Origin of the sequence: Aquimarina sp. MMG016 (genome assembly GCF_018100805.1) — a bacterium.
Taxonomy (GTDB): Bacteria; Bacteroidota; Bacteroidia; order Flavobacteriales; family Flavobacteriaceae; genus Aquimarina.
Map to the genome: position 1 here is coordinate 107524 of NZ_JAGJEA010000005.1, position 25689 is coordinate 133212.

A 25689-nucleotide genomic window follows, 5' to 3' on the forward strand; every position below is an offset into this window, starting at 1 on the left:
TCTAATTCTCATAGAGTAAATTACGACCTTGAGGTTCAAACAATGGAAATACATCTTTAATGGGATATCCAATTGTATCCTTATAAACCGCTTTGAATCCAACAGTAGGGAAGCTTTCTACTGTTTCAGATTCAAGATTTTTAATCTTTTCTTGTTCTGAATTATGAGAGTTATGTCCCTTTTCATTATGATGCTGTCCGTTACATCCTGTAACCAAAAGCATTGTAGTAATAAGTATAAATGTATTTTTCATACTGCAAAGTAACGACGCAGCATTTTTAATCTCATTTACATTTGTCGATAAATTGCTTTCGCGCTCGACTTAATTGAGTTGGTGTTATACCGAGGTAATTTGCAATGTAGTAGTGTGGAATTCGGTTTAGCAAGCTCGGATATTCTTTAAGAAAGAGTTCGTATTTTTCTACTGAATTTAGATTGAGTAAAGAAACCAGTCTTGCTTGAAGTTGATTGTTTAGTTTTTGAAATTGCTTGGTGATAATTTCTGTGATTTCTTTGTCTTTATTCACGTTTTCCATTACTTGCGAATAATCGGCAACAGAAATTTCGCAATCTTCTAATGCTTCTACTGACATTGCAGCATTGGTCTTTGGAATGTAACTGCCAATTACCATATCTTTTTCTTGGTAAAAATGCGTTGTAATTTCGTTTCCGTCATTGTCATAAACAAAACCTTGCATAATTCCCTTTTCTAACATCCCAATCTCTATACAAGGTTTGCCAACTTGAAGAAATAAGTGGCCTTTTTTCAAATGTTCAATTCTATGTATGGATTGACTTATTGTTTCTTCGTTCATTGTTTGGTCTAATTACTGGCAATAATGAAATAAACGACATATATTCCTTATTTCTCTTGTATATTTATATCCAATCAGATCTCTATTGAACCTGATACCTAAAGTCAGGAAGATACAAAATTGCCTGAGTGTTTATGATGAGCTATAGAACATTTATTGTTCTTGTTTAAGAAACAAAATCTAAAAAAGTATTGGATACCCATTGCTCATCCATACTTATTTGTGACCAATTGTTTTCTTCTTTATAAACAAAAACTTCTTGGTTTTTTAACGCGGATCCAACCACATTAAATTGTGTAGAAGGGCCACTTCGTACGTTTAGGATATTAGCATTCACCGTAGCCCGTTTTACATCCTTAACAAAATTACTATATACCCATTCTTCCTTATTTTGGGATATTCTGTACCAGTTATTTTTTTCTTCGTAGATACGTAATATAGCTCCCAATTCTGTCTGTCCTATTCTATTAAATGCAGAACTTGCTCCATTGCGTATGTTCAACCTATTGGTAGTTACGTACCCATATTTTTGTAAGGATGAAGCCATCGAACCTGATATGGCTTGACCTGCAGCATTAGCGACTAGGGGCAAAAAATGCTGTTTACAAGCCTCAATAGTATTCCCGTCAAAGAAATTAGTCCCCGGGCAACTCTTGGTAACACCACTACCATTTGTTCTTGCACCGGTGCTCAGATCAAACCAATGATGATATACTATTCTGTCGGTGGTAACAGGTATATTAAAACGTTTACAAAGTAATGCTGTTATCTTAACGATACTTTCCTTCTGAGCATTAGTCATTTGATCTTCTACATGATCAAAAAAACCAAGGTTTTCTATACAAACCGCATCTCTATTATTACCAAAAATACAAGCCGGAGATCGTTCCAAGCCCCTACCGGTCATAATTTTACCGTCCGGAAAAATAGTAAAATGTTGCCCTATATCACTCCACCCATTAGTATGTACGTGATGATTTTTCATTCCTTTTTGCAAGTCAAAATGATTGCCTCCATTAAAATGTTTGTAATTTGGTAAAAATGTATGGTGCTCTTGAATAAATAATATCGTTCTAGCAATATTCTGATCTTTTATCCACGTTTCAAATTCAGAAACCGTTAGTAACTTAAATCCAAATTTTGTCTCCATAATTGGCTTATTTTTAGGATTAATAGGTTATAATTAAGTTTTAATTTTTTGAGTTCTCACACTACTTATTTTATCAAATATCCTAGATTACATTATTACTTTCAATGTTTTTAGAGGTATCATTCTTTAGTAGAAATGATTATGATTTTGTAATGCCATCCATCAATGCTTTGCTCGTATCGCGGTTTTGTAATCTGTAACTATCTTTCTAAACCCATAACTCTTACTATTCCAAGCAGAAATATTTTCTATACTATTGGACAAATATATGTACAGAAGAGAGGTTTATTTATACTTATTTTCCTGCTTAAATTTTCCGTCTCCATTAAAGTATGAAATCAGTATTCCCGTCATATGATCGATTGATGATGGTGGTTTATTAATTATAAATGATTGTCCATTTTCTTCATATACTGATGATAATCCATCTTCAATTAAACTTCCTCCAACTTCGATCCAGTTATGGTCATCAGTTGACAGAATTACTTGATGAAATTCATTCCAATTAATTCCATTCATCGTCTCCTTAATTTGTATAATACTTGTGCTATCAGATACTATTTTCTCTTCAGTTCCATAGTTTGATACAACCATCAATTCCATTTTTATTCGAATATTTTAGGTTCTTTGCTCCCATTATCAGAACAGCTAATTATTAATATAACCAATATTAAAATCAAATTAATTCTGATTTTAATATTTAGCTTTTATTTAATTTATAAACAAATTACCCCATTCCCGAAACAAAATCCGGATATGGGGTAATTTATAGGCTTTACGTTACTTCTAAGATAGTAAAACTTATACAGTTTTAGTAATTTTCCCTCTATTCCTCTTAAAATTATCAGGGTAGACTATTAGAAATGACTTGTAATCGTATCAAGAACCCAAATCCAAAAAACTCAGTTTGTATAGGTAATCGTTTGATGCTTATCTTTAAAAATTTAATCTAGGCCACCAAAACCTTAATCTTTCTGACCCTACTAATGGTATAAGATATAAAGTGATAGGTTAAAAGCACCCATACCATCGCAGACGAAGCTGCTATAACGAGAGTAACATCCTGAATAGATCACAGTATATGTGATAAAAAAGACTACCCTCGATGTATGGACGCATGACACCGGGGGTGTTTTTTTGTAGATAGTTCTATAGAGGTTTACAGCTAGCAAAGATACATCGATAGGGTAGTATAAATACCACCTCCCTAGTTATCTGAGGTTGCTCATCCTGCTATCTTTTGTTGTTTTAGCTTTTGTCTTAAATAATCAAAACCAGCATCAATATCTTCAAAAAGATCTTTCTCGGGTACCAAATCAGGAATGATATCCACGGCTGTTAGCATATCTTTGGGTTGTTTGTCAAGCCCTATAAGGACTACTTCGACACCTTGTTTTCGTAAGTCAAAAATAACATCCTCTAGTGCGTAAATACCTGATTGGTCTATGTAGGGAACCCGATCCATTCTTAAAATTACAGCTTTAATCCCTTGAGGCAAGATCTTGATCTGATCCTTAAAATAAGACGTAAAACCAAAGAACAGCGGTCCATATAAGTGCTTTATAATAATTTTTTCTTTATACGTGTCGTAGAACTTCATTTCATCCTGCCACGGTTTTGATCCGTCAAAATCGGATACGTCACCTACTTCCATTCCTTTTTCGCTTAAGTCACCTGCTTTTTTCATAAATAGTAAACAAGCCAGTGCAACTCCGATCCCTACAGCTTGTATCAAACTACCAAATGTGGTAATTAACAATACTAATATCAATATAGCCGCATCTGCTTTGGGTACTTTTAAAAGGTGTTTTAACCCCTTAAAGTCTACGATTTTAAAACCAATAGGGATAAGTAATCCGGCTAAAACACACAGTGGAATATGTGCTGCCAACTGCCCTAAACCTAATAATACGGTCAACAAAAAGATTCCGTGTAAAATCCCAGATAATCGGGTCTTCCCGCCGGCATTGATATTCACTACGGTCCCTTTGGTCGCTCCTGCACCCGGGATGCCCCCAATTGCAGCCGCAATCATATTACCTATACCCTGGCCTATAAGCTCCCGATTACTATTGTGCTTAGTTTTGGTCATATTGTCTGCAATCACAGAGGTCAATAATGAATCGATACTTCCTAGTACGGCAAGCACAATAGCATATTCTAAAATCACTCCATAGGCACTGGAATCTACTTCCAGGATACCCCCTAATTGAAGCGATGGTAATCCTGAAGGGATTTCGCCAATTAGAGGCACCTCTATTTTAGTAAAATAAGCTACTAACGAAGCCGTGATCAAGGCCACCAAAGCACTAGGTATAGCTTTGGTTATTTTAGGAAACAGATAATAGACGATAACAGTAATTCCCCCTAATAACAATGCATAAAGATTGGTTTCAGAAAAAAGCCTGGGTATATTCTGGATTACAGTAAGGGTCGATTTAGCCGAATCCAAGCCTGCGAACGGGAACAACTGCAAAATTACTATGATTAAACCCACTCCACTCATAAATCCGGAGACTACGGGATAGGGAAAGTATTTTACATAACTGGCAATATTTAAAAATCCAAATAAAATTTGAAAAAGACCGCCTAATAAAAAAGTGAGTACGATGATGCTCATCGCATCATCCAGAGAACCATTCATCTCTATAGCTGTGGCTACCAGCGTGGCAGAAACAACCGTCATGGGCCCTGTAGGTCCGCTGGCCTGGGTTTCTGTACCCCCAAATAAGGCGGCAAAAATGCCTACCACTATGGCACCATATAAACCAGCAGTGGCACCCATACCTGATTGTACTCCAAAGGCCAGGGCAAGGGGCAGCGCCACTACTCCGGCAACTAGTCCTCCTGTAAAATCTCCTTTTAAATTTTTAAGATCGTAAAATTTTGATAACATAAGCGTTGTATTATTGAACTCATTTTATGTACGGCATAAATATACTTTATTTACCTTGAAACCATGTGCTTTTTCGATTTTTGGTGTAATCACAATGCGTATTTCTATACTATGCAATGACCTATATCAGCACCCGGTGATCTTATAATCTATAAAGTAATACGGAATATTTTGTTTTGTATGGTAAAGGGAAGGCCAATATGTGTTATTTGGTCCAGACAGTACAGTATAAACTATTAGGACTCGATCATATCGCAAATAAAACTGTAACTCTGTGAAACATCCTAAAACAATCTTATATACTAATCTGACAAAAGACTACCCCTGATGTTTGAAGGTTCGACAATGTGGATGTTTTTTTCCTGATGTACGGGTTACAGGAACCCATAAAAAAAAGCACCGGCATATAGATACCGATGCTTTTTTAGGTACACCTACCTATTCACAGAGAATATGTCCTTCAATTGCTTTACCATACCACCATCTCCTGAGACACTGATCTCACCGATCTTATCGGCTATTTTCTCTACATATTCCATTTCTTTAAGTTTGTAGAGCATTTCATTCTCTTCCATAAGCTTTGCTGTATTTAGCAAACTACGGGTAGAAGCTGTCTCTTCACGACGAGTGATACTATTAGCCTGAGCTTTCTTTTGTGCTACCAATACCTGGTTCATGATTTCTTTCATATCACCTGGTAAGATGATATCCCGGATACCACAATTCAATACTCGTACACCTAGTTTTACAACTTGGTCTTTTATGTTTTCAAGTACTGCTTGCGCAATACTTTCTTTACGTTCCAAAAGTTCATCTAGCGTATAGTTTCCTACAAAAGCTCTTAAGACTAATTGCATTGCGATATACAATTGCTTTTCATAATCTTTGTTATCCAATAAAGCTTTTTCAATATCAATCACTTTATACTGTGTATAAAAGTTGATACGAACGGCTGCTTTATCTTTGGTCAACAGTTCCTGACCTGCAATTTCTAATTGCAATTGACGTAAATCTGCTTTGACAATCTTGATGGAGGTATCATTTCTCCAGAAACGATATGTCCCACTTTCCAATGTTTTAGTATACACATCATCTACAATCAAGACCGCTTTTTCATAAGCAGCTACTTCAAAAGCTCTGATATATTTTGTCAACGCATAATGACTGAACAATGCTTTATCTATCTTTTCAGTAATATAAATCTTACTCAAGTCTGCCGTGATAAACTCATAATTAGCCAATCCTTTCCAGTATACATAACGGCCCGCGGCTAGTATGTTTTTAAAGTTACCGTTCTCGTACATTAGTACGATCTCATTATCTTTTACTTCAATTACCTGTAACATCGCCTCCAACTCCTTGTCTTGTAGTAAGAGTTCCAGTGCTACTGGTGCAGCAAAAGGCTTGGTAAGATCATACTGTATTACCCTTTCATTAAATCCTAACCAATGAATTCCTTTGGTAATTACTCGATGGTAATCTCCTTTTTTGAAAACCAAACCTACTTTGCCCGCATTAATTCTTACTCTTTTCATTTGTTTATATTTATTTGTTATTCAATGGTCAAATGGAATTCGCCAAATTTTATTAGAGATAAATAACTACCCGTTTCTTTGGCTCATTTCATTTTTTACTTTTTAAACCTGTCCATCTGACAGGCGGGTTAAACATTCATTAGATGACAATTTCTGTAACGGAGAACTTGTCTAATTTAATCCAGAACTACGGGTATGGTTCTTTCTCAAATTATATTTTGCACCTTCGCAAAAGCTACGGTGTATACATTGGGCGTGTCCTTCGCTATGCTTCGGTCGGGCTATTCGCTATATCTTTTTAAACTCTGTAGCCTTCGAGAACCTCAGTCTACAAAGTTTAAAAAGCATAAAGCCTGTCCTGAGCCTGTCGAAGGGCTACTATCCCTCACGCAACTTTTATTAGCTTTTTCTAAAAACCTCAATTAAAATTTCTCTCCCTTTTAAGGAGAGATGTCCGCAGGACAGAGAGGTAAAAAACTGATGACAGCAAATCATCTTTCCTATACGGAAATATTAGTTTGTTATATTGTCTACAACCAGTTTTAAGCATAGAGAGAAAAGAATATAGAACCTTAGAAAAGATCATATAGTTCTAAAACCTGAATCCAAAAAAGTAGTTATTTCTAATCATAGCAATACCAATATTTCAAAGTACATTCTAGACTGTTGGTATAGTAAGAGTACTATAACAACCGATCTGCCATCACAGTTCTTGTCATATTTAACAGCGTGACATGCTGGGGCCAGTTTTAAAAGATAGCCGAGCTTTGTAACCTACATTATGAGTGTAGTGCTCTCACCGAACTGAGCTACGAAACCTAAAATGGTGGTCTCGACAGGATTCGAACCTGTGCAAATAAAAGAGGCATAAAAGTGCCCGTTTCGCTAGATTTTCAGTCTAGTGCGTTTACCAATTCCGCCATCCCAAATTATCGGGAGTGGGACTCGAACCCACAAGAAACAATCTATTGCTCTAACCTACTGAGCTACAATAGCCAATAAAGATGTACTTCAAGCTAAAGACGGGAATCGAACCCGTGACACATAGAGTGGTGACTATTTTTGGTGATAGTCAAACCTTCAAGTCAAGTTGTATATGAAGTGATCATACAAACTTTGTAATACCTCATACAATGGTGTTATACAGAAACACTTAACAAGACTCACTTGATATTTTTGTTCCAGCATAGGCCAGAATCTTACTTTGTAACGCTTTCTTTTACCACCAGCGCTGAGTTTTAAGCTAAAGAGGTTCTTTATCAAAGCCCTGCTACTTACCCTATATTGTAGCAGGGCACTACTTCAAACCCTCATTATACCCCATTTAACATGAGGGTTTGCTTTAATGACACGACAAAGATGAAATTATACTACGCAATATTTCTACGTAGATAAATTAAATCATTTATGTAATATTCGATGTTTGTCATTTTTAGGCTGCACCTCTTCTGAGCCAGGAGGAAATAGAGCTTTACTCATCGATCTAATATAATTTGAAGCCCACTTTGATAACACTTTTGTAAGTAAAAGCTTCAAACCTTTCTTTTTTCCTTTAGTAATAGTAAAATGAGTTTTCATAATACTTAGATGAATTGGTTAAACATTGTTTTTAAAAAATCAGTGGAACAGATAGGATTCGAACCTATATCCTCGGATCTTCAATCCGGCGCATTGACCAACTTTTCTACTGTTCCTTTTGGGTGTAATCCGGGGCTCGAACCCTATTCTTCCCGTTCACAGTGGGACGCTTTACCAGATAAGCTAGAGACACCATATTGACAACCCGGGGGGATTCGAACCCCCAATTCAAGAGTCAAAGTCTTGTATGTTACCATTACATTACAGGTCAATTTGTAAGCTCAATAGGATTTGAACCTATACTCCAAGGTTCGTAGCCTTGGGTGCTTCCGTTACACCATGAGCCCATAGTCGTACTCCACCTTGGATTCGAACCAAGACTGCACGGGGCTTAAACCCGATGCCTCTTCCAATTGGGCTAGTGGAGCATTGTACAGGAGAGAGATTGTTCAAGTGATTGACATTTGATAAATATGACTTCACGAATGCTAAGCATTTCAAACTCTCAAAATCTTGATTCTAAATCAAGTACGTATACCAGTTCCGTCATTCCTGTATTAATTGTATTCCGTAGGGGAATCGAACCCCTAATTCCACATAGAAAGTGTGGCGTCTTAACCATTTGACCAACGGAACATTTGTCTAGAGAGCAGGGCTCCCCGCCTGTCATCCTATTTCTAAAAAGCTGTGGCGGGCAGGGAACCTATAACCTCCCCCGTCCAAGGCGGGTAAACTACCATTGTTATACCCCCAGATAAGTATTACAGTACCGATCCCGCCAAGGCGGGACGAACACACGAGAGACAGTCGGGTGCACTAGCCATTGTGCTACGGTACTAAATAGTGGAAGTAGTAGGACTCGAACCTACAAGCTCCGAAGAGACCGGATTTACAGTCCGGTGAGCCAACCAATTGCTCAATACTTCCATAGTTTTGAGACAAGGACAGGATTTGAACCTGCAAAAAACGGTTTTGCAAACCGTTGCCTTCACTCTTCAGCCACCTTGTCATTTCTAATTCTAAATTCAGATTTTTGAATTCAGAATTATTTTTAGGTTTGGTTTTCAAAATGTCAATGAACGATATTCATAAAAAAAGACGCCTTGTTCGGGCGTCTTCTTATTATATCTTGATGTTTATATAAGCTATACTCTTATTATCATCTTTTCTATAAAACAGACACCCTTTATGTTCACATCAGAACAATATTCTCCTTGCTTAGTAAAGAAGCGATTTAAAATATGTTGCGAACTATTCGGTATCATTTTTATACGTTTTAAATTATTTTCTATGAATGCAACCTTGACGATTATTTCTTGTTTGGATTGCGATGCAAAGATGAAGACTTTTTTTTAATCTGCAAATATTTTTTTGATTTATTTTACTGATTATCAATTAGTTATGTTAAGTATTAGATATAAGAATCCCTGTCCGTTTTTCAACAGATTTTGGATAGTTGACGCAATAGCCTGTCTCCCTGATGCTTACTTTCCAAACACTAATCTTTATGTACTAATTAACTTTTATGCATTATTGCTAAAAAAAATTCATAAAAAAAGCGCCCAATTTCTTGGACGCTCATAGTTATATCTAGTTTTTGTTTTAAATCACTTCATAAAAATGCTTAAAAATAGTTACATAACGTCCTGTTTCGAATGGATAATTCATTAATCCATCGATAATCACACTGACTAAACAGTGATTTCGGTGCGGTATGTATGTTATTTCTTGTCATTTTGTGTTACAAATATCATTAGTTTTTTAGTTCATATCCAAATTATTTTTGAATTACTAATTAATTTATAAGCATTCTAATAAAGACAAGTGGCCATAAAAAAAGCATTCAGTTTCCTGAACGCTTTTGACTTCAATTGTTTTTGCTTCTATTTTTTCAGACACCAATCCAGAATTTTGGCAATATTCTTTGCATCATCCACTCCTCTATGATGGGTACCTTCTAAAGGAATATCTAATATGCCTAAAGCGCCTTTCATTCCCACTTTTTTTCGTAACCCTTTAGTCTTGGCAAAAAGTTCTTTTACGTTAATATGATTTTTGGATAATGGATACTCTATTCCTCTAAACGAACATTGTTTCTTCATCATATTCAGATCATATTGTCCGTAGCTTGCCCAGGTATATTCGTAACCTCTATATTCTGTTCTTAGCATTTCGCAAGCGGTTTCAAAAGAAACTCCTTCTTTGTCCAATAACTCCTGAGTTATCGTGGTAAGCTCAGTGCAAAAAGGGCTTACTTCTGATCTTTCGGGTTTCACTAAGATGCCTTGATTCTTAGAAATAGCGCCTGTTTCAGTATCTAACAAGCAGATGCCTATTTCTATGATTTCACTGACCTGGCCTGCCGGAACCGGTCCGTTCCAGCAAGTAGCCTCGAGGTCAATGATTATAATTGTATTTATTGTTTTCATTGTTGTAAGTTTTCGTTTTCCATTCGAGATGGAATTGTTATTAATTCTTCTCTATCTAGTGGATCTATCTGTCTATCCAAGAGTTTTAATGTGGCCTGTACAGCCCAGCACTTGTCACTAGAATGGATGTTGCTATATAAGCCTAACAGAAATATGGGCTTCACAATATTCCATCCCTTCACTTTTCTATAAGGCACTTCTCTGACAAAGAAATCAATTGTGATTCTAAATGATTTATCTTCATCAATAACCATTAGCTTTTCGTATCTCCTGAAATTCTCTTCGCTAGGTAATTTATCATACCGAGTCCAGGTCTTTTTAAAACCATTCTTCAATAAAATACACATTACCTCCGCAACATTTCTTGGGTGTACGAATATATCTATATCTTTATGATCATGTGCGTGCTTATACTCAATATGCCCATCTGGTGACAAAAAATGCCACGCCCATCCTCCTGATAACACTATTAGTTTCTGTAATTGATATAGCTCTTTTAAAGCATAGTCGATCCTATATGATGGCCAGACCTCTCCGTATCTTTTTTTATTATGTATGGTTCCCATAATTCTTTATTTTTTTTGTCATCCCAATGCAGACTGTGATCCATTGTTGTTTGATAAGATAATTCCCTATATGGATTCCGGGTCAAGCCCGGAATGACAAATTTTATACTTAATTACTTATTCTTCCTTTTTGATTTTTTAGAAGAATCTTTAGTTTTATTATCCTTTTTCTTGTTCTTTCTTTTCTTCTTTTTAGGCATTTTATCTTTTATTCTTTTTTCGTCGCCTTCGATATCACTTATAAAATAATTGTTATAAGTATGTTCTTTGGCCTTTTTCAAAGCTTTGAGTGCTTTTTTATATGCTCTTTTTTGTTCAAAAAAAATTCCTTTTTTTAAATACAAAACTGCTTTGTCGGTTCCTTTTAAGGTCAAAGCAAAATCAATCAATTTTTCTGCCTCTTCATAATCTTCATTCCAAAGAAGTACATTGATATACTTTGGGTACACATCTAAAGCATACATATCTTCTGCTAATGCTTGCTGATAGTATTCCTTTGCAGTTTCATAATTTCTTAGATTTTCTGCATAGATCTGTCCCATTAAACAAAGCGCTATTGGATTTTTATCATCATATGACAATGCATAATTCAAGGATTCTACAGCTTCTTCAAGGTTATACGGATACGCATCCAATGCCTGAAATAGATATTTATCTAATAAATTTGACATAATTCTAATTTTTTAATTCGTTGCGCAAATCCTTTTTTAATTGTTGTCGATTGGACGCATACGATTGTTTTTTATAATGCTTTTTAAAATCAGTTCCTTTAAATGCCCTGATAGGATTACCACGTTGCACCTGCAAATGATTCTCCCATTGGTCGCTTAACGACTTTTGTAATTTGGTGAGCTGACTTTGATTCACTTTTTCTTTTAATCGTTCTATGGCGATTTTTTTGTTTTGATGTTGTGATCTGCTATCCATTACGACTACCTGATCTCCTGTTGGATTGTAGGTGGCGCGAACGGCAGAGTTTACTTTGTTTACATTTTGACCGCCAGGACCAGAACTTCGCATTGCCTGAAAGGAAATATCTTTTTCCTTTAGAGACGTTAGCTGAACTTGTTTGACTTCATACATTCCGATAAACCAGTTTTTCCGTTTATGGTATTTTCGAAATTTAGATGTGCCAATCCATTGGATAGTTCCAAGCCAACTTGCTAGAAAAGCTTCTATTACTTTTCCTTTTAGTTGTATGGTTGCGGATTGTATGGTTCCATTTTCAAAGCCTTTATCTCTCTGAAGGATTTGGTAGGCATATCCACAACTTTTAATTTCTTCTAAAAATAACTTCAGTACTTGTGCTACTACCCAACAGCATTCTGCGGGTCCTCTTCCGGCGGTTATTTGAATTATTTTAGTTTTCATTTATTTTTCTTTTAGTTTAGAGATTGTTTTTAATAATGAATCTCTATTCTTTTTGTCTTTGATGAACTGAGGTAATTTGTCTACTAGCATCATTCCTGATCGATATAAACTTCGTTCTCTTAGTTTTGAAGCTATAAACTGTTCTAGATATTCTAGATGTTCCTCGTTTAATGCCCAAAACCATTCTCCTTTATATTTTGTTTCGTACCAATAGTGTAATTCTACCGTCTTACCTTTAGATATCCATTCTTTGATTATTTCAATCTTTGGAGGATAGCAAAGTTTTTTTTGACATTGATCGCAGCTTACCTCAATCTCCTTTTTAATTTTTGTAGTAGGAGCTGATTTATACGTCATTATTTCTGCACAAAAAGGGCAGTTTCTGTTAATGCTATATATATGTTTTTCTAATTCTCTTACTTCTGTATGGCAATGATTACATTGAAAATCATAAGGGTCATTATACTTTCGATATTCAGCCCATCTTCTTAGTAGCTGGGCTTTTGAATTACAATTAGGACAATGAACAATAATTTTATCACTGAATGCACCTAGCCATTTTACTGTGGATCTAAATCTATTTTGTTCCATTTTTATATTCTTTTTTTGCGTTAGGGATTGAGGCGGCATCCTTTTCTGTCACTTCGAGCGGAGTCGAGAAGTATGACAGAAAAGATACAGCCGAAAGCCCGACCCCGAAAAGTATGTATCGGGGAAACGCCCAAATCACATTATTTATCCATTCGCACGATTTTTGGTGTGAATGTTCCAACTACCTCTACCAGTTCTTGCTGATTTGCCATGACTTTATTGATATCTTTATAAGCCATCGGTGCTTCATCAATTCCTCCACCGATCAGTGTGACATCATTTGCTTTTAATTGTTTTTTGATATCACTCTTAGTAAATTTCTCTTTACACTTTCTCCTGGAATGTAATCTTCCAGCTCCGTGTGATGCGGATTGCAAACTTTCCGGGTTTCCTAATCCCCTCACTATAAATCCTGGCGCTGTCATTGATCCTGGAATGATTCCTAATTCGCCTTTGGCAGCAGGAGTTGCTCCTTTTCTATGAACAATACATTCCTCACCATTCACTTCTTGTTTCCAGGCAAAATTGTGATGGTTTTCAATTTTGGCAACGGGCCTCGATCCTAATAGCTTTCCGATTCTGGCGTGAATATCGTCGTGACATGCTTGTGCATAATCTCCGGCAAGATTAATAGCCAACCAATATTCCTGGCCATCGTGAGTGTTTAGATCCAACCATGCCAGTTGTTGTACATGCTTTGGTAATGGGCATTGTTTGGTTGCCAAATAGGTATAATGCTTTGCAATATTAGCTCCCAATCCACGAGAACCACTATGTGATAAAACACCTATGTATGATCCTACATCCAATCCCCATTCATTCTCGGTATCTGTAATATCCACTACTCCAAATTCTACAAAATGATTACCACCACCAGAGGTTCCTAATTGTTTATAAGCTTTATCTTTTAATCTTTTTACCAGCGGAATGTTTTTAAATTCATCACGCTCAAAGATTTCATGATCATGCTTCACTTTATGGGTTTCATACATCCCGAATTTTGTATGTTCGGATAATATATTCTCCAACTGATGCTTTTTTCCTTTCAGATAAGAGATCGCAATTGGATAAATGGTTAAACACATTCTACATCCGATATCTACTCCTACGCCATAAGGAATCACTGCATTTTTTGTTGCCAGTACTCCTCCGATTGGCAAACCATATCCGCTATGTGCGTCTGGCATCAAAGCTCCTGCGACTGAAACCGGTAACTTAAGTGCATCATACAATTGGTATTTTGCGTGCTCATCGATTTCGTTTTCGCCATAGATCTGAAACGGTGATCTTATGGTCTTTAAAGCGTGCTTTTTTATGGCTACAGGTTTTAGTAAACTTTCCGCAATTTTGCCCCAGATACCATCTCCTTGATAGGCTTCTGGATTTAATAATACTTTTTTGGCTTCTATTAATATGTGTTCTTTTTTTACTCTTTTTTGATATCGATTAATCTGACCTAAAGTCACATTAATACTATTGTTTTTTGGAAAGCCTAATTTGATTAAGTCTTTTCCGCTTAATTTCTTTCCCATGATTTTGGAATTTGGGCGTTCCCCGATGCATACTTTTCGGGGTCGGGCTTTCGCTCATACTCCTCGATTATCTATACTTCGACAGGCTCAGTATGACAATCTGTGGGGTAACCGCTCTATCCCTAACGCATTATATTTTGATTGTTTGCTTATGTGTTTCGGAATACTTCGACAACACTTTGACACCTGTCTGCCTTTGGAGGAGGCTCAGTGTGACGGCTCAGTATATTTTGAAGCTATTGAAAATAACAAGTCCGAAACTTTTTTCTGGCTTCGGACTTGTTATCTAACTGATCATTTTCAGTTTATGAATTATAGAAGTCCCGAAGCATACCTAGAAAAGAACCTGGTTCTCTTAAAGTATCTGTGTATATGTTTGTAAAGGTCATAGTACTTCGGTTATTAAAGATTAAATTTATTATTACATTAAATACTAATCAATTTAGAATAAAAATTATCCATTGATTAGGTCTCTTGTTCATTTTCTTTGTTTGCCCAAAGAAAACGAACCAAAAGAAAGGGCACTTTTTCCAAGGTATTTTTCAGTAAAACTGAAAACCAGATTTGTTTTGCTAAAATCTTTCCAAGGCTTCAAGATTTTTTAACGCAAAACAAATCTTATACTGGTGGAAAAAGGTTTGAAAAGCTCTGCTTTTAAACGCTTAGTCTCTTACACAAGATAAAACACTTTTCTTATCAAAACTTAATTGTTTTGCGGTGCAAATATGAAATCTATTTTCTAAGTATGCAAATTTATTTTGTATTTATTTTGCTGATTATCAAATGGTTAAACTTATTTTTAAGCAAGAAAAATCCTGTCCGTTTACTAACGGATAGTGATCTATTTGGTAACTAACTGTAGCTCTTATGAGTATCGCTCAAACAACATTGTATTGGATGTTCATAGTTTCTAAGAAAAGATATAAAAAAAAGCGCCCAATTTTTTTGGACGCCTTTTAGATTTATATCGTTTTCTAGTTTTTTTACCTATGCTTTCGATGTAAAAATAGCTTTACAGCGTCCTTTTTTATGTATACAGAATAAATTCATAGATAATTAAACTTGTTTTTTTGTTCTTATTAATAGTGCAAATATGAAGTAATTATCCCATTGCTTCCAAATTTATTTGTGAAATTAGATTGTTTTTAATTCTCTATACAGAGGATCTTTTTCGATCATATCAAATAATTGTTTTTTAACTTCGAATTTCTTTTTACGTGTATATCCTTCGCTATACCCCATTATAGTTGCAATTTCTTTTGCAGAATTCCCTTCGAAGGAGAGCAGTAATAGATACTTATTTTTAACACTTAGTTTCTGAAAATATTTTCTATACAAATGTTCTCTTTCCTTACTTTCGTTATCAGTTGTGTAAGGATTATTAGCCTCTTTTTTATTTATTAACTCGTTATTAATAATAAACTTTTGGTTTTTGCGTAATTGATTTCTCCAGATGTTTTTACAAATCCCCAAGAAATAGCTTTTCAGAGATATTGTTACTTCTAAAATCCCTGACTTTAATTTCTGATATAGAATCATAAAAGCATCCTGAAAAACGTCTTCAACATCTTGTGTAGTACCATAATTTTTAAGAATGTAGGCCTTAATATATCTTATATTATCGTTATAAAAACCTTTCAGTACTCTTTGGTCTCCATTAATAATCCCTGCAATAATTATTTTATCCCGATCCATTTGTATAGTTTTTTATGCTTGTAGGTTTAAAGTAATCCCCATCACTTTAATTCTTTTACGACACAAACATATATCAGCTACGGGATATGTCCTTACAGATTTCCGTAATGCAGGGAGATTTTAACATTAGGAGGGCTCATTCATTCGTATTATGGATTCCGGATCAAGTGCGGAATGACAAAACCTTATGATGTCATTCCTGCGTAGGCAGGAATCCATTGATTGATCAGAACAACACTGCTTTGGATTCCGCATCAGGTGCGGAATGACAATTTAATGCGCTTTATTTTTATAGAATCACATTACTTTTCAACCTTACTTGTCATTCCTGCGTAGGCAGGAATCCATCGACTAATCCTTATTACAATGTTGTGGATTCCGCATCAGGTGCGGAATGACAAGGTACTACTTTTGTTATTTCTTCTTCTTTGTCATTCCTTCCGTTCGACTACAGCTCAAGGTAAACTCCAATAGGAATTCATCAATCGCACCAATCTTTTGCTAAATCATTCCAATCTTTATTTTCTTCTTCTATCAGGTCAATTTTCCATTGCCGTTTCCACTTTTTTAATTGCTTTTCCCTTTTAATAGCGTCATTGACATATTGATATATTTCAAAATAAACCAGTCTATCTAATCCATATTTTTTAGTAAACCCTTCTGTCAATTTGTTTTTATGCTCAAAAACCCTTCGTTCTAAATTATTAGTCATGCCGATGTATAATGTGCCGTTCTTTTTATTGGTAAGGATATAAACAGCATATTGGTGGTTTGGTTTTAGCACAGTATAATTATTTCATTCTAACACTACTTTGGATTCCGGGTCAAGCCCGGAATTACAATTTAATGCGCTTCATTTTTATAGAAGCACATTACTTTTCAACCTTACTTGTCATTCCTGCGTAGGCAGGAATCCATTGATTGATCATTGCAACACTGCTTTGGATTCCGCATCAGGTGCGGAATGACAAAAAATGATACAAATCGGGTCAAGTGCGGAATGACAAAAGAGTCTTTTTACAACAACCCTAAATCCTTTACGATGGCAACCAAATGCGTAGTATTCTTGGCTTTGAAATCATCAAAAAGTTTACTGACTCTTTTGTCAATCGTACTTTCACTATTAGGAGATATATTTTGTTTTTTAAGCTTGCTTACGATTTCTTTTTTAGTGAGTCCTTGTGATAATTCTTCTAACAATATCATATCGAAATCATCCAACTGAATCATGGCATTGCTATTAGAAGCATTAGTCAATTCTGGAGGTAACACGGTATCACCTTGATACACATTATTGACACAAGTTATTAATTCTTTTACCGCATGCTGACCTTTACAAACATACCCGTTGATGTTTAGTTTATCAAACAACATCTTTATTCTATCGGGTCTGCTTTCCTGAGAATATACAATCACTTTAAGATCCGGTTGAATTTTTCTGATATCTTGTATCAGTTCTATCCCAGAAGCTCTGGTTTGGATCTTATGGTCTTCTTTAAAAGAAAGATCTGTAATCAATAGATCGAATTCATTATGATCATTATGTGCCTTACGGAATTTTAGATAGGCATCATCACAATATTTGGCTTCCTGGATATTCTGGATGCCAACGCTATCCTGTAAAACTTTTATAATACCGTGGTTGGCAATTTCATAGTCCTCTGCCACCAATACCTTAGTAAACATCTACTCACTTTTTAATTAGGGATTTGTATCTCGGCTTTAAAGCCTTTGTCTTTTTCTGAGTCAAAGATAATGGTTCCATTGATGGCTTGAATACGCTTTTCCGTATTGCGGAGTCCGTTACTGGATTTTTGATCAATTTGATTCATTCCTACCCCATTGTCTGAATACTTTATAGTCAGTTGGTTCTCAGTATTATTAAAAACTAAAGCTACTAAAGTTGCCTGACTATGTTTTTGCATATTGGTCATCAGTTCTTGTAGTACTCTATAGACCGTAATTTTGATATTTCTACCAATGTTATCCCACTCCATTTTATCTAATCCTCTCAGGATTAATTGAACCTCGTTTTGGGTGTAGTTTTGTAGCATATTAGTTAATTCCTTTGGATAGGTGCCTCCAGTATCGAATTCACTGTTTTCTCGTGAGATATCCCTGGCTTTATGATAAGTTGTATTTAGTTTTTCTGGTATGGTTGGATCTTGTGGATTATGCTGATATTGCAGCATCACCTGAAAGATGTCATTACCCAACTCATCATGTAAGCGTTTAGAGATACGGGTTTCTGTATCATAACTAGCCTGAAACTGTACAATTTTATTTTGCTGAGCTAGATATTTGGTGCGTTGTCTAAAGAAAAAGAATGTAAAACTAATGATAGTTAAAAGTAATAACATACCAAGTAGATAGATGGTATTTTTGTTTTGTACCTCAATGATTTGTTGTTCTTTTTCATCAGTTTCGAAGCGGATGCGGGCGAATTTGTCTCTATAAAGGCGTTCTTCTTTGATTAGGCTATCGTTTAGCTTTATGTATTTTTGAGCATATTGCAATCCTTTATTGTTATTTGAGAGCTTTGATAATAATTGATATGCTTGTAATAACTCATCATTATCATTCACAATAGACGAAATCTCTTCTATTTTTAATGCATAATCTCTGGCAATACTATCTTTCCCCCAAGTCATATAGTATTCAGTATAATGTAAATTACTTGTTGAAATATTATGAATATCATTTGTACTGTCTCGAATTTTATATGCTTTGTCAAATAAGTCTAAAGCGCTTTTATCATCCTTATTGGATAAAAACCTCACATATCCTAAATTATCCAGTAACTGAGCATGATTTTTTGGTATTCTCTTTAAAAAACTTTTGTATGAAAGAGCTTTTAAATAATATTCTTCAGCTTTTTTATATTCTTTTTTAGACTTATAAATTGTTCCTATATTATTATAGGCTGATGTTGTATAAAAAGTATCTTTTGGAGTATTCTTTGCAAATTTAATTGATTCATAATTATACTTAATTGCATCTTCATAACGTTCCAAATATTTTGCGATTATTCCTAAAGTGATATAACATAATGATATATATTCTAGATTTCCAGAAAATTCAAATTTCTTAATGGAGCGTATAGTTAAATCTTCACTTTCGCTATAGTCTTTAACTCTCCTTAATAATTTTGCTAAATCAATTAATACTGCACCATGATCAAAAGCATATTTTTTGCGATTTATTGAGCCATTTTTATCAAATGAAAGATATATTTTATCTGCTTTATAAAAATTTCTATAAGCACTATCCAACTGCTTATATCTATAATAAATTCCTATATTTTTATATGATTTCGCTATAGTCAATGAATCTAATATTTCTAAAGAGATTTTTAGAGCTATGTCATTTAAGTTTTTGTAAGTTTTATGATCGTTTTCATAATTAAAATATATATAAGAGAGCTCGTGAATTCTATTAACTTTGGAAGAATCATTAGGAAGTTTTTTAACCTCTTCAAAGACATTTTTTAAAATATCTTTCCTCTGATCTGAAGTTATTGCTATATCTTCTGCTTTAGCAATATAAGAATTGATCAAAGCGTATTCTTCGTTCTCATTTTGCTTATCAGTAGTACAGCTTACACCAAGGAAAATGCAACCTATACAAAGAAATATGATTCTTATTATTATAGACAAAGCATTCATAGTTAACAGGGGATTCGCATCTCGGCTTTAAAGCCTTTGTCTTTTTCTGTGGTAAAGATAAGGGTTCCATTTATGGCTTGAATACGCTTTTCCGTATTACGGAGTCCGTTACTGGATTTTTGATCAATTTGGTTCATTCCTACCCCATTGTCTGAATACTTTATAGTCAGTTGGTTCTCAGTATAATTAAAAACTAAAGCTACTAAAGTCGCCTGACTATGTTTTTGCATATTGGTCATCAGTTCTTGTAGTACTCTATAGACCGTAATTTTGATATTTCTACCAATGTTATTCCACTCCATTTTATCTAGTCCTCTCAGGATAAATTGCACCTCGTTTTGGGTGTAGTTTTGTAGCATATTAGTGAGTTCTTGTGGATAGGAAGCATCGGTATCGAATTCACTGTTTTCTCGTGAGATATCCCTGGCTTTATGATAAGTTGTATTTAGTTTTTCTGGTATGGTTGGATCTTGTGGATTATGCTGATATTGTAGCATCATCTGAAAGATATCATTACCCAACTCATCATGTAAGCGTTTAGAGATACGGGTTTCTGTATCATAACTAGCCTGAAACTGTATGATTTTGTTTTGTTGTGCCAGGTATTTAGTGCGTTGCCGAAAGAAGAAGAAGGCAAAACTAATGATGGTTAAAAGTAATAGTATACCGAGTAGATAGATGGTGTTTTTGTTTTGAACCTCGATGATATGTTGCTCTTTTTGATCGGTTTCGAAGCGGATGCGGGCGAATTTGTCTCTGTGTAGACGTTCTTGTCTTGTTAAACTATCATTTAGTTTGATGTATTTTTGAGCATACACTAACCCCTTCTTACTATCCAAAACTTTAGATAAAATCTGATACGATCGCAATAATTCATCATTATCATTGGCTATTGATGAAGCATCTTCAACTTTTAATGCGTAAGATATAGCAAGGCTATCATTCCCTAGAACCTTATAGTATTCAGCATAGTGCAAATTACTTGTTGAAATATTTTGGACATCATTTATACTATCTCTTATTTTGTATGCTTTATTAAATAGGTCTAAAGCAGTTGTATCATTTTTATTAGATAAAAATTTTATATATCCTATATTATCTAGTAACCTAGCACGGTTTTTTGGGTTTTTATTAAGATAATCCTTATAAAGTAATGCTTTTTTAAAATAACTAATTGCTTCTTTGTATCTTTTTTGATTTTTGAAAACTATACCTATATTGTTATATGCTAGTACTTCTCTTTCAATTCTATTTTTAAGGGCTTTGGCGTATTCAATAGACTTTTTATGATAATTAATTGACTCATCAAACTCTTCCAAACGATTACAAACTATTCCTAAATTGCTATATGATATTGTTAAATAATTATTTGCTTTACCATCTAATTCAAAATATTTTATTGCTTCAATGGTTGAGGAAATACTATTAGGATAATCCTTTATTTGTCTATGAATTATAGCTATCCCTAATAGTGCTTTTCCATGTTCGTAATGTTTTTTAATATTTAAATTAGAATAAATTTCTTCAGCTCTTTTATGAAAGGCATAAGCACTATCTAGTCTATTCAATCCTTTATAAAGAATTGCATAGTTATTATAATTAAATGCGATTCCAGCTGAGTCAAAAATCTTTTTTGATAGAATTATCGATTCCTCTATAATCTCAATATATTTGTCTTTTCTGTTCAGATTCAGATATGCTAAAGATAGACTGTTTAATTTCTTTCTTTTCTGAATATTATCATCCATATCTTTAACTAAAGCATAAGCTTTGTTAGCATTCTCCAATCTAAAATGAATACCTTTTTCTTTATTCTTCGCATTAGAAATATAAGTTTCTAACAATTCACTCCCATTATGGTCTATTATTTGACTTTCTTTAATAGTACAACTATAAAAAATTATAAAACTTACACAAGAAAGAAAAAAGTATTTCATATCTAACACACTAATAATATATGTTTCAAAAGGGCTTTATTGAAAATAAATAAAGCCCCCTAAAGATAGAATAATTTGATTTGTACTAAGACCTTTCTTTATTCTCTTCTTCAACAATTTCAACATCGCCCGAGTCTTCCTCAGAATCAAAAGAATTCACTTCCTCAACTCCAACTTCCTCACTGATAGCAGGAGTCTCACAAGAAACAAGGTTGATTCCTAAAAGAATAGCTAATAGTATGTATTGTAAAGTTTTCATGATATTAATTGTTTTTTGTATTCCACAGTTTGGGGTACGCCCATAGGTTTGAACCCCAGATTGTACAACTCGTGTACAGCACCTATGGGAAATGATCGATTAGTTATTGGGAAAGTGACATCCTGTACAGTTGCGTATCCCTACTTTCCCCTTATGGGATCGCGCAACTGTAGGGTGGATGTGATTATGGATTCCGGCTCGGAGGCCGGAATGACAGTTTCATTGTGATTATCATAGTAACTTAGACTGTATTGTGTTACAATGTCAGCCTGAGCCTGTCGAAGGCCTATTAATTGATGTTGTTTACACTTCGCTTCCCGAGGTTTCGGAACAGTGTGGCATCAATACAAGTCTTGACATTTCTACAGAAATCTTGGATAAACCGGCAAGCTTGATAGCGGATATCTATAAATGTTGATCGAAAATAGTGGTGAATATTAGTCCTTCAATCACACTTCAACTCCCGAGATTTTGGGACAGTGTGACAAAAAAGCTTCATCACTTACTACAATCAAACTATTTAGGATATCAGACCGACGCTTACGAAATAAATGCTTTGTCAGAAACACCTGCAACTAGATTGCGTATTGCATGAATATCATCTGACATCCATAAAAAGGTGGATTCTGGTCTGTTATTGCCTTTTGATTCAGGCATCTTTATGAGAAGTGGATTGACAACCGAAGTATATCCACTAACTCCAAGGATGCTTCCGAACGCATCGGTAAACAGGTCATTGCTGATCTCCTGCTCCTTGTTATTAAATTGATTATACTTCATTGTTCTATCTTTTAATTTATTTTGTTAATGGTACTAATTTGATTTCTCTGTTTTATTAAGAATCTGAATTGTCAGTCTGAGCTTGTCGAAGACTAAATAAACTATTCTTTTTATTATACTTCTACACCTGTCCGTCTTTGGAGGAGGTTCAGTTTGACAAAAAAACTATTAATATTAGCCTTCTTAATTACATTAAAATCATTTGGTATGAAACGATTTATATTGTGTTTCAATTACATTGCAAAGATTATATTTTTTTTTAAATCTGCAAAGAAAAGTTGATTTATTTTATTGGTAATCAGATAGTTAAATACAAAAATTAAGCATAAGAATTCCTGTCCGTTTTACGACGGATTTTGGATGTTTTGGCAATCTTCTGTATATCTGATGCTTACTTTCCAACTACTATTTCTTATGTCTGATTATATGCTATTCATATTGGTAAAAAAAAATTTTACTTTTTTTAATTTATGGCTCATATTCTGTTTGCTTTTTGTCATTCCGGCCTTGAGCCGGAATCCAGATAATGTAACAAGGGTTAATCAATGGATTCCTGCCTACGCAGGAATGACAAAATTATTATTAATAAAACTCCTTCTCTAAAACAGAGGTGAATTAGACTAGATTTAAAGCATTCACTTCGTTTTTGTTCAAAAAGTCTCCATAAAAAAAGCGCCCAGTTTCCTGGACGCTTACTTCTATTTTAGTTTTTAATTTATATCACTTCAAAAAATGATTAAAATAGTCACATAGCATCCTGTTTGACATGGGTACTCCATAAATCCAAAGGTTATCCCCGGGATTAAACATTACTTTTGGTTCGATATGTACTCTATTTTGTTTCATTTCGTTGTACAAATATTTGTCATTTATTATATAATATACAAATTTACTTTCAAAAAAGGAAGCTATCTTTTATTTCGAATTAATCTTGTCCTAAATAATCTTTCTTTTCTTTTTTTCATTGCCAAAAAAAGAAACAAACCTGCCTGCTCACCACAGGTAGTCAAGAAAGTCTAGGCTTACGAAAGTTTGGCTAAAAAACTTAAACCACTATTAAAAACAAATTACTTTCTTCTTCTTTTCCTTTTTTTCCAAGGTGCATTCTTTTGCCAGTCTCCTGCCATAATACATCCGTAAGGAAGGACTTCATCAATCACGTTACCCAGCCCAAATTCATCCATTTGGTCTCTAACAGTTTCTGCATTCTTGTATGCACTCGGTAATTCTGTAACATCAATCTCCTTAGAGAAAAACCGAACATCTAATCCTTGGGTTTCTTCAGCAAAAACTTCGTTAACGGTTTTCCCTTCTTTACTTCTTCTATGCTGGGTTCTACTCACATTACGTCCCGCTCCGTGTGGTGCAAATCCAAGATTGGTAGTGGTGGTTTCGCCATTTACAATCAATACAGGTTCTGACATATTCAAAGGAATCAATCTTGGTCCTGTAATATCAGGCATAAACTTAGGGTCTAATGGAGTGGCTCCTTTAGCGTGATAAAATAGATCTTCATCTTTAAAGACGAAGTTATGTTCGTTCCAATAACGATCGCATCCATCTATGTTTAAGGCTTGTAAAGTAGCGTTATGAAGGACTTCATGATTCGTTTTTGTCCACTTTCTTATGATTTGAAGGGCTTCCCAATACTGTTGCCCTTCTTCTGTATCAAAAGGAATCCAAGCATTTTGCTTTAAGGTTTCTGGAGACAATTCCTTTCTAAAACGTTCAGCAATTTTCATCCCCTTAGTATACAAATTAGCCCCCGGGCCTCTAGATCCATGGTGGGTAATCATAATGGTATTACCTGTCTTTCTGGATGTACCAATAAACAAGAAGTGATTTCCATCTCCTTGAGTTCCCAAATGTGATCTTGCTGCCTGAATCATCTTTTCGTTATTCAGCATATAATTACCTTCAAAATCCTTCAATAACTCATCAGGAAATCTATATTGAGTATTTCGATCTCTTCCGCCTGGTCCAAAATGAGTATTTTGATGCGCAGCATCTAATACTTTTTTAGGATCCATCTTACCAAAATCAGTAAGCATCACAGAACAGCAGATATCTGCACTATGCATCCCGGGATGTATAGCGTTTTTAGCAACTGCTACACCGCCAACTGGAATAGTTCCGTTAGGTCCCGTAGGACAAGCATCTGGCATGATGGCTCCGTTCACCAATGTTGGGGTTTTCATCAAGGTGTTCATAGATTCTACCACTGAGTTTACATTGGTTTCTTCCAACTCGTTTTCGGCTTTTATATTGATAGCAAATGGAGCTGCTTCTGAATGTAAATCTACTATCGGTGGAGATTGGAACTGCTCCAAATAGGTATGCATTGCTTCTCCTTCTAATTGATTTGTATTGATATGATCGATTGCTTCCGGAAACCATTTTCCGGATCTGAATCCTAATTCGATTAATGTTTTTCCTGTTATCATCTTCATTTTAAAATATTTTCTTTAATTCTTTTAATACGTTCTACAAATACTTTTTTCTTCGAATATTCATCGAACAAACCACTTGAAACATATTTATAATCAGATAATTCAATCTTCCCTAATAGAAAATCTAAATTATTAATGATTTCCTCTTTATCATAACATGTAATAGTCTTTTGTATCTCTTCTTTCGAAAAATCAAAAGCATCAACTCCGCAACATTCTGCTACACAATGAATCTCCAAATCTCGCCAGAACTCTTTATTTAATTCTAAATAAATATCTGCTGAAAAACTTCCCTTTAATTTCATAACTTCTTTTTTGAAGCTCCGCCGACTCCCCGTTCGACGGAGCGTTACCTTAAAGCCAATGTTTCATAGCTTGTTTATGATTCCGGTACAAATATTACATTGAAGTACGCAATTATTCCGCGTAGCAAAATATAA

The 25689-nt window shown here is 34.7% G+C and carries 22 protein-coding genes and 9 tRNA genes; all 31 read right to left on the minus strand.

Annotated features, from left to right (window positions below):
- Window position 1: 1 nt before the first annotated feature.
- Window positions 2-253, minus strand: a complete 252-nt coding sequence (locus tag J8M14_RS11610; RefSeq protein WP_211074795.1) for a hypothetical protein — start codon at window positions 251-253, stop codon at window positions 2-4.
- A 31-nt stretch (window positions 254-284) separates the two neighbouring features.
- A complete protein-coding gene (locus J8M14_RS11615) occupies window positions 285-815 on the minus strand; it encodes a Crp/Fnr family transcriptional regulator (protein WP_211074796.1) in 531 nt (176 codons plus the stop codon).
- A 166-nt stretch (window positions 816-981) separates the two neighbouring features.
- Window positions 982-1965: an SH3 domain-containing protein gene (locus tag J8M14_RS11620; RefSeq protein WP_211074797.1), complete on the minus strand. Its 984-nt coding sequence runs from the start codon at window positions 1963-1965 to the stop codon at window positions 982-984.
- 285 nt (window positions 1966-2250) lie between these two features.
- Entirely contained in the window at window positions 2251-2559 is a 309-nt protein-coding gene (locus J8M14_RS11625) for a hypothetical protein (protein ID WP_211074798.1), read from the minus strand.
- Between the two features lie 631 nt (window positions 2560-3190).
- Window positions 3191-4861, minus strand: coding sequence for a SulP family inorganic anion transporter (locus tag J8M14_RS11630; protein ID WP_211074799.1), 1671 nt, complete (start codon window positions 4859-4861; stop codon window positions 3191-3193).
- 434 nt (window positions 4862-5295) lie between these two features.
- The gene (locus J8M14_RS11635; protein ID WP_211074800.1) at window positions 5296-6396 is read right to left on the minus strand and encodes a slipin family protein; all 1101 of its coding nucleotides are present in this window, start codon (window positions 6394-6396) and stop codon (window positions 5296-5298) included.
- 824 nt (window positions 6397-7220) lie between these two features.
- Window positions 7221-7317 (minus strand) — tRNA-Phe (locus tag J8M14_RS11640).
- A gap of 480 nt (window positions 7318-7797) precedes the next feature.
- Window positions 7798-7974, minus strand: a complete 177-nt coding sequence (locus J8M14_RS11645; RefSeq protein ID WP_211074801.1) for a hypothetical protein — start codon at window positions 7972-7974, stop codon at window positions 7798-7800.
- A gap of 43 nt (window positions 7975-8017) precedes the next feature.
- Window positions 8018-8090, minus strand: a tRNA-Phe gene (locus tag J8M14_RS11650).
- Window positions 8091-8093: 3 nt separating this feature from the next.
- Window positions 8094-8168: transfer RNA gene (locus tag J8M14_RS11655), tRNA-His, on the minus strand.
- 6 nt (window positions 8169-8174) lie between these two features.
- Window positions 8175-8245: transfer RNA gene (locus J8M14_RS11660), tRNA-Gln, on the minus strand.
- A gap of 5 nt (window positions 8246-8250) precedes the next feature.
- Window positions 8251-8321: transfer RNA gene (locus J8M14_RS11665), tRNA-Arg, on the minus strand.
- Window positions 8322-8328: 7 nt separating this feature from the next.
- Window positions 8329-8402, minus strand: a tRNA-Leu gene (locus J8M14_RS11670).
- A gap of 136 nt (window positions 8403-8538) precedes the next feature.
- Window positions 8539-8610, minus strand: a tRNA-Glu gene (locus tag J8M14_RS11675).
- A 208-nt stretch (window positions 8611-8818) separates the two neighbouring features.
- Window positions 8819-8901, minus strand: a tRNA-Tyr gene (locus J8M14_RS11680).
- A gap of 9 nt (window positions 8902-8910) precedes the next feature.
- Window positions 8911-8983 (minus strand) — tRNA-Cys (locus tag J8M14_RS11685).
- A gap of 874 nt (window positions 8984-9857) precedes the next feature.
- A complete protein-coding gene (locus J8M14_RS11690) occupies window positions 9858-10403 on the minus strand; it encodes a 3'-5' exonuclease (RefSeq protein WP_211074802.1) in 546 nt (181 codons plus the stop codon).
- Window positions 10400-10969, minus strand: a complete 570-nt coding sequence (locus J8M14_RS11695) for a hypothetical protein (protein ID WP_211074803.1) — start codon at window positions 10967-10969, stop codon at window positions 10400-10402. Before J8M14_RS11695 ends, J8M14_RS11690 begins: the two co-directional genes overlap by 4 nt.
- Before the next feature lie 113 nt (window positions 10970-11082).
- Window positions 11083-11640: a hypothetical protein gene (locus tag J8M14_RS11700; RefSeq protein WP_211074804.1), complete on the minus strand. Its 558-nt coding sequence runs from the start codon at window positions 11638-11640 to the stop codon at window positions 11083-11085.
- Between the two features lie 4 nt (window positions 11641-11644).
- Entirely contained in the window at window positions 11645-12340 is a 696-nt protein-coding gene (gene prfH, locus J8M14_RS11705) for a peptide chain release factor H (protein WP_211074805.1), read from the minus strand.
- A complete protein-coding gene (locus J8M14_RS11710) occupies window positions 12341-12931 on the minus strand; it encodes a hypothetical protein (protein WP_211074806.1) in 591 nt (196 codons plus the stop codon).
- Between the two features lie 140 nt (window positions 12932-13071).
- Window positions 13072-14463, minus strand: a complete 1392-nt coding sequence (locus tag J8M14_RS11715; protein WP_211074807.1) for an RtcB family protein — start codon at window positions 14461-14463, stop codon at window positions 13072-13074.
- A gap of 1134 nt (window positions 14464-15597) precedes the next feature.
- Window positions 15598-16158: a sigma-70 family RNA polymerase sigma factor gene (locus J8M14_RS11720; protein WP_211074808.1), complete on the minus strand. Its 561-nt coding sequence runs from the start codon at window positions 16156-16158 to the stop codon at window positions 15598-15600.
- Between the two features lie 481 nt (window positions 16159-16639).
- Entirely contained in the window at window positions 16640-16942 is a 303-nt protein-coding gene (locus J8M14_RS11725) for a GIY-YIG nuclease family protein (RefSeq protein WP_211074809.1), read from the minus strand.
- A gap of 233 nt (window positions 16943-17175) precedes the next feature.
- The gene (locus J8M14_RS11730) at window positions 17176-17844 is read right to left on the minus strand and encodes a response regulator transcription factor (RefSeq protein ID WP_211074810.1); all 669 of its coding nucleotides are present in this window, start codon (window positions 17842-17844) and stop codon (window positions 17176-17178) included.
- Between the two features lie 11 nt (window positions 17845-17855).
- Entirely contained in the window at window positions 17856-19814 is a 1959-nt protein-coding gene (locus tag J8M14_RS11735) for a tetratricopeptide repeat-containing sensor histidine kinase (RefSeq protein ID WP_211074811.1), read from the minus strand.
- Window positions 19815-19825: 11 nt separating this feature from the next.
- Window positions 19826-21760: a tetratricopeptide repeat-containing sensor histidine kinase gene (locus tag J8M14_RS11740; RefSeq protein ID WP_211074812.1), complete on the minus strand. Its 1935-nt coding sequence runs from the start codon at window positions 21758-21760 to the stop codon at window positions 19826-19828.
- An 85-nt stretch (window positions 21761-21845) separates the two neighbouring features.
- Window positions 21846-22019 carry a hypothetical protein gene (locus tag J8M14_RS11745; protein WP_211074813.1) on the minus strand — a complete coding sequence of 58 codons (174 nt, stop codon included), beginning with the start codon at window positions 22017-22019 and terminating at the stop codon, window positions 21846-21848.
- Between the two features lie 540 nt (window positions 22020-22559).
- Window positions 22560-22799 (minus strand): hypothetical protein, encoded by a 240-nt coding sequence (locus J8M14_RS11750; RefSeq protein WP_211074814.1) that lies wholly within the window; start codon window positions 22797-22799, stop codon window positions 22560-22562.
- 1067 nt (window positions 22800-23866) lie between these two features.
- On the minus strand, window positions 23867-25249 hold the full coding sequence (locus J8M14_RS11755; RefSeq protein WP_211074815.1) for an RtcB family protein: 1383 nt from the start codon (window positions 25247-25249) through the stop codon (window positions 23867-23869).
- A complete protein-coding gene (locus tag J8M14_RS11760) occupies window positions 25246-25554 on the minus strand; it encodes a DUF6331 family protein (protein ID WP_211074816.1) in 309 nt (102 codons plus the stop codon). Before J8M14_RS11760 ends, J8M14_RS11755 begins: the two co-directional genes overlap by 4 nt.
- Window positions 25555-25689: the final 135 nt, after the last annotated feature.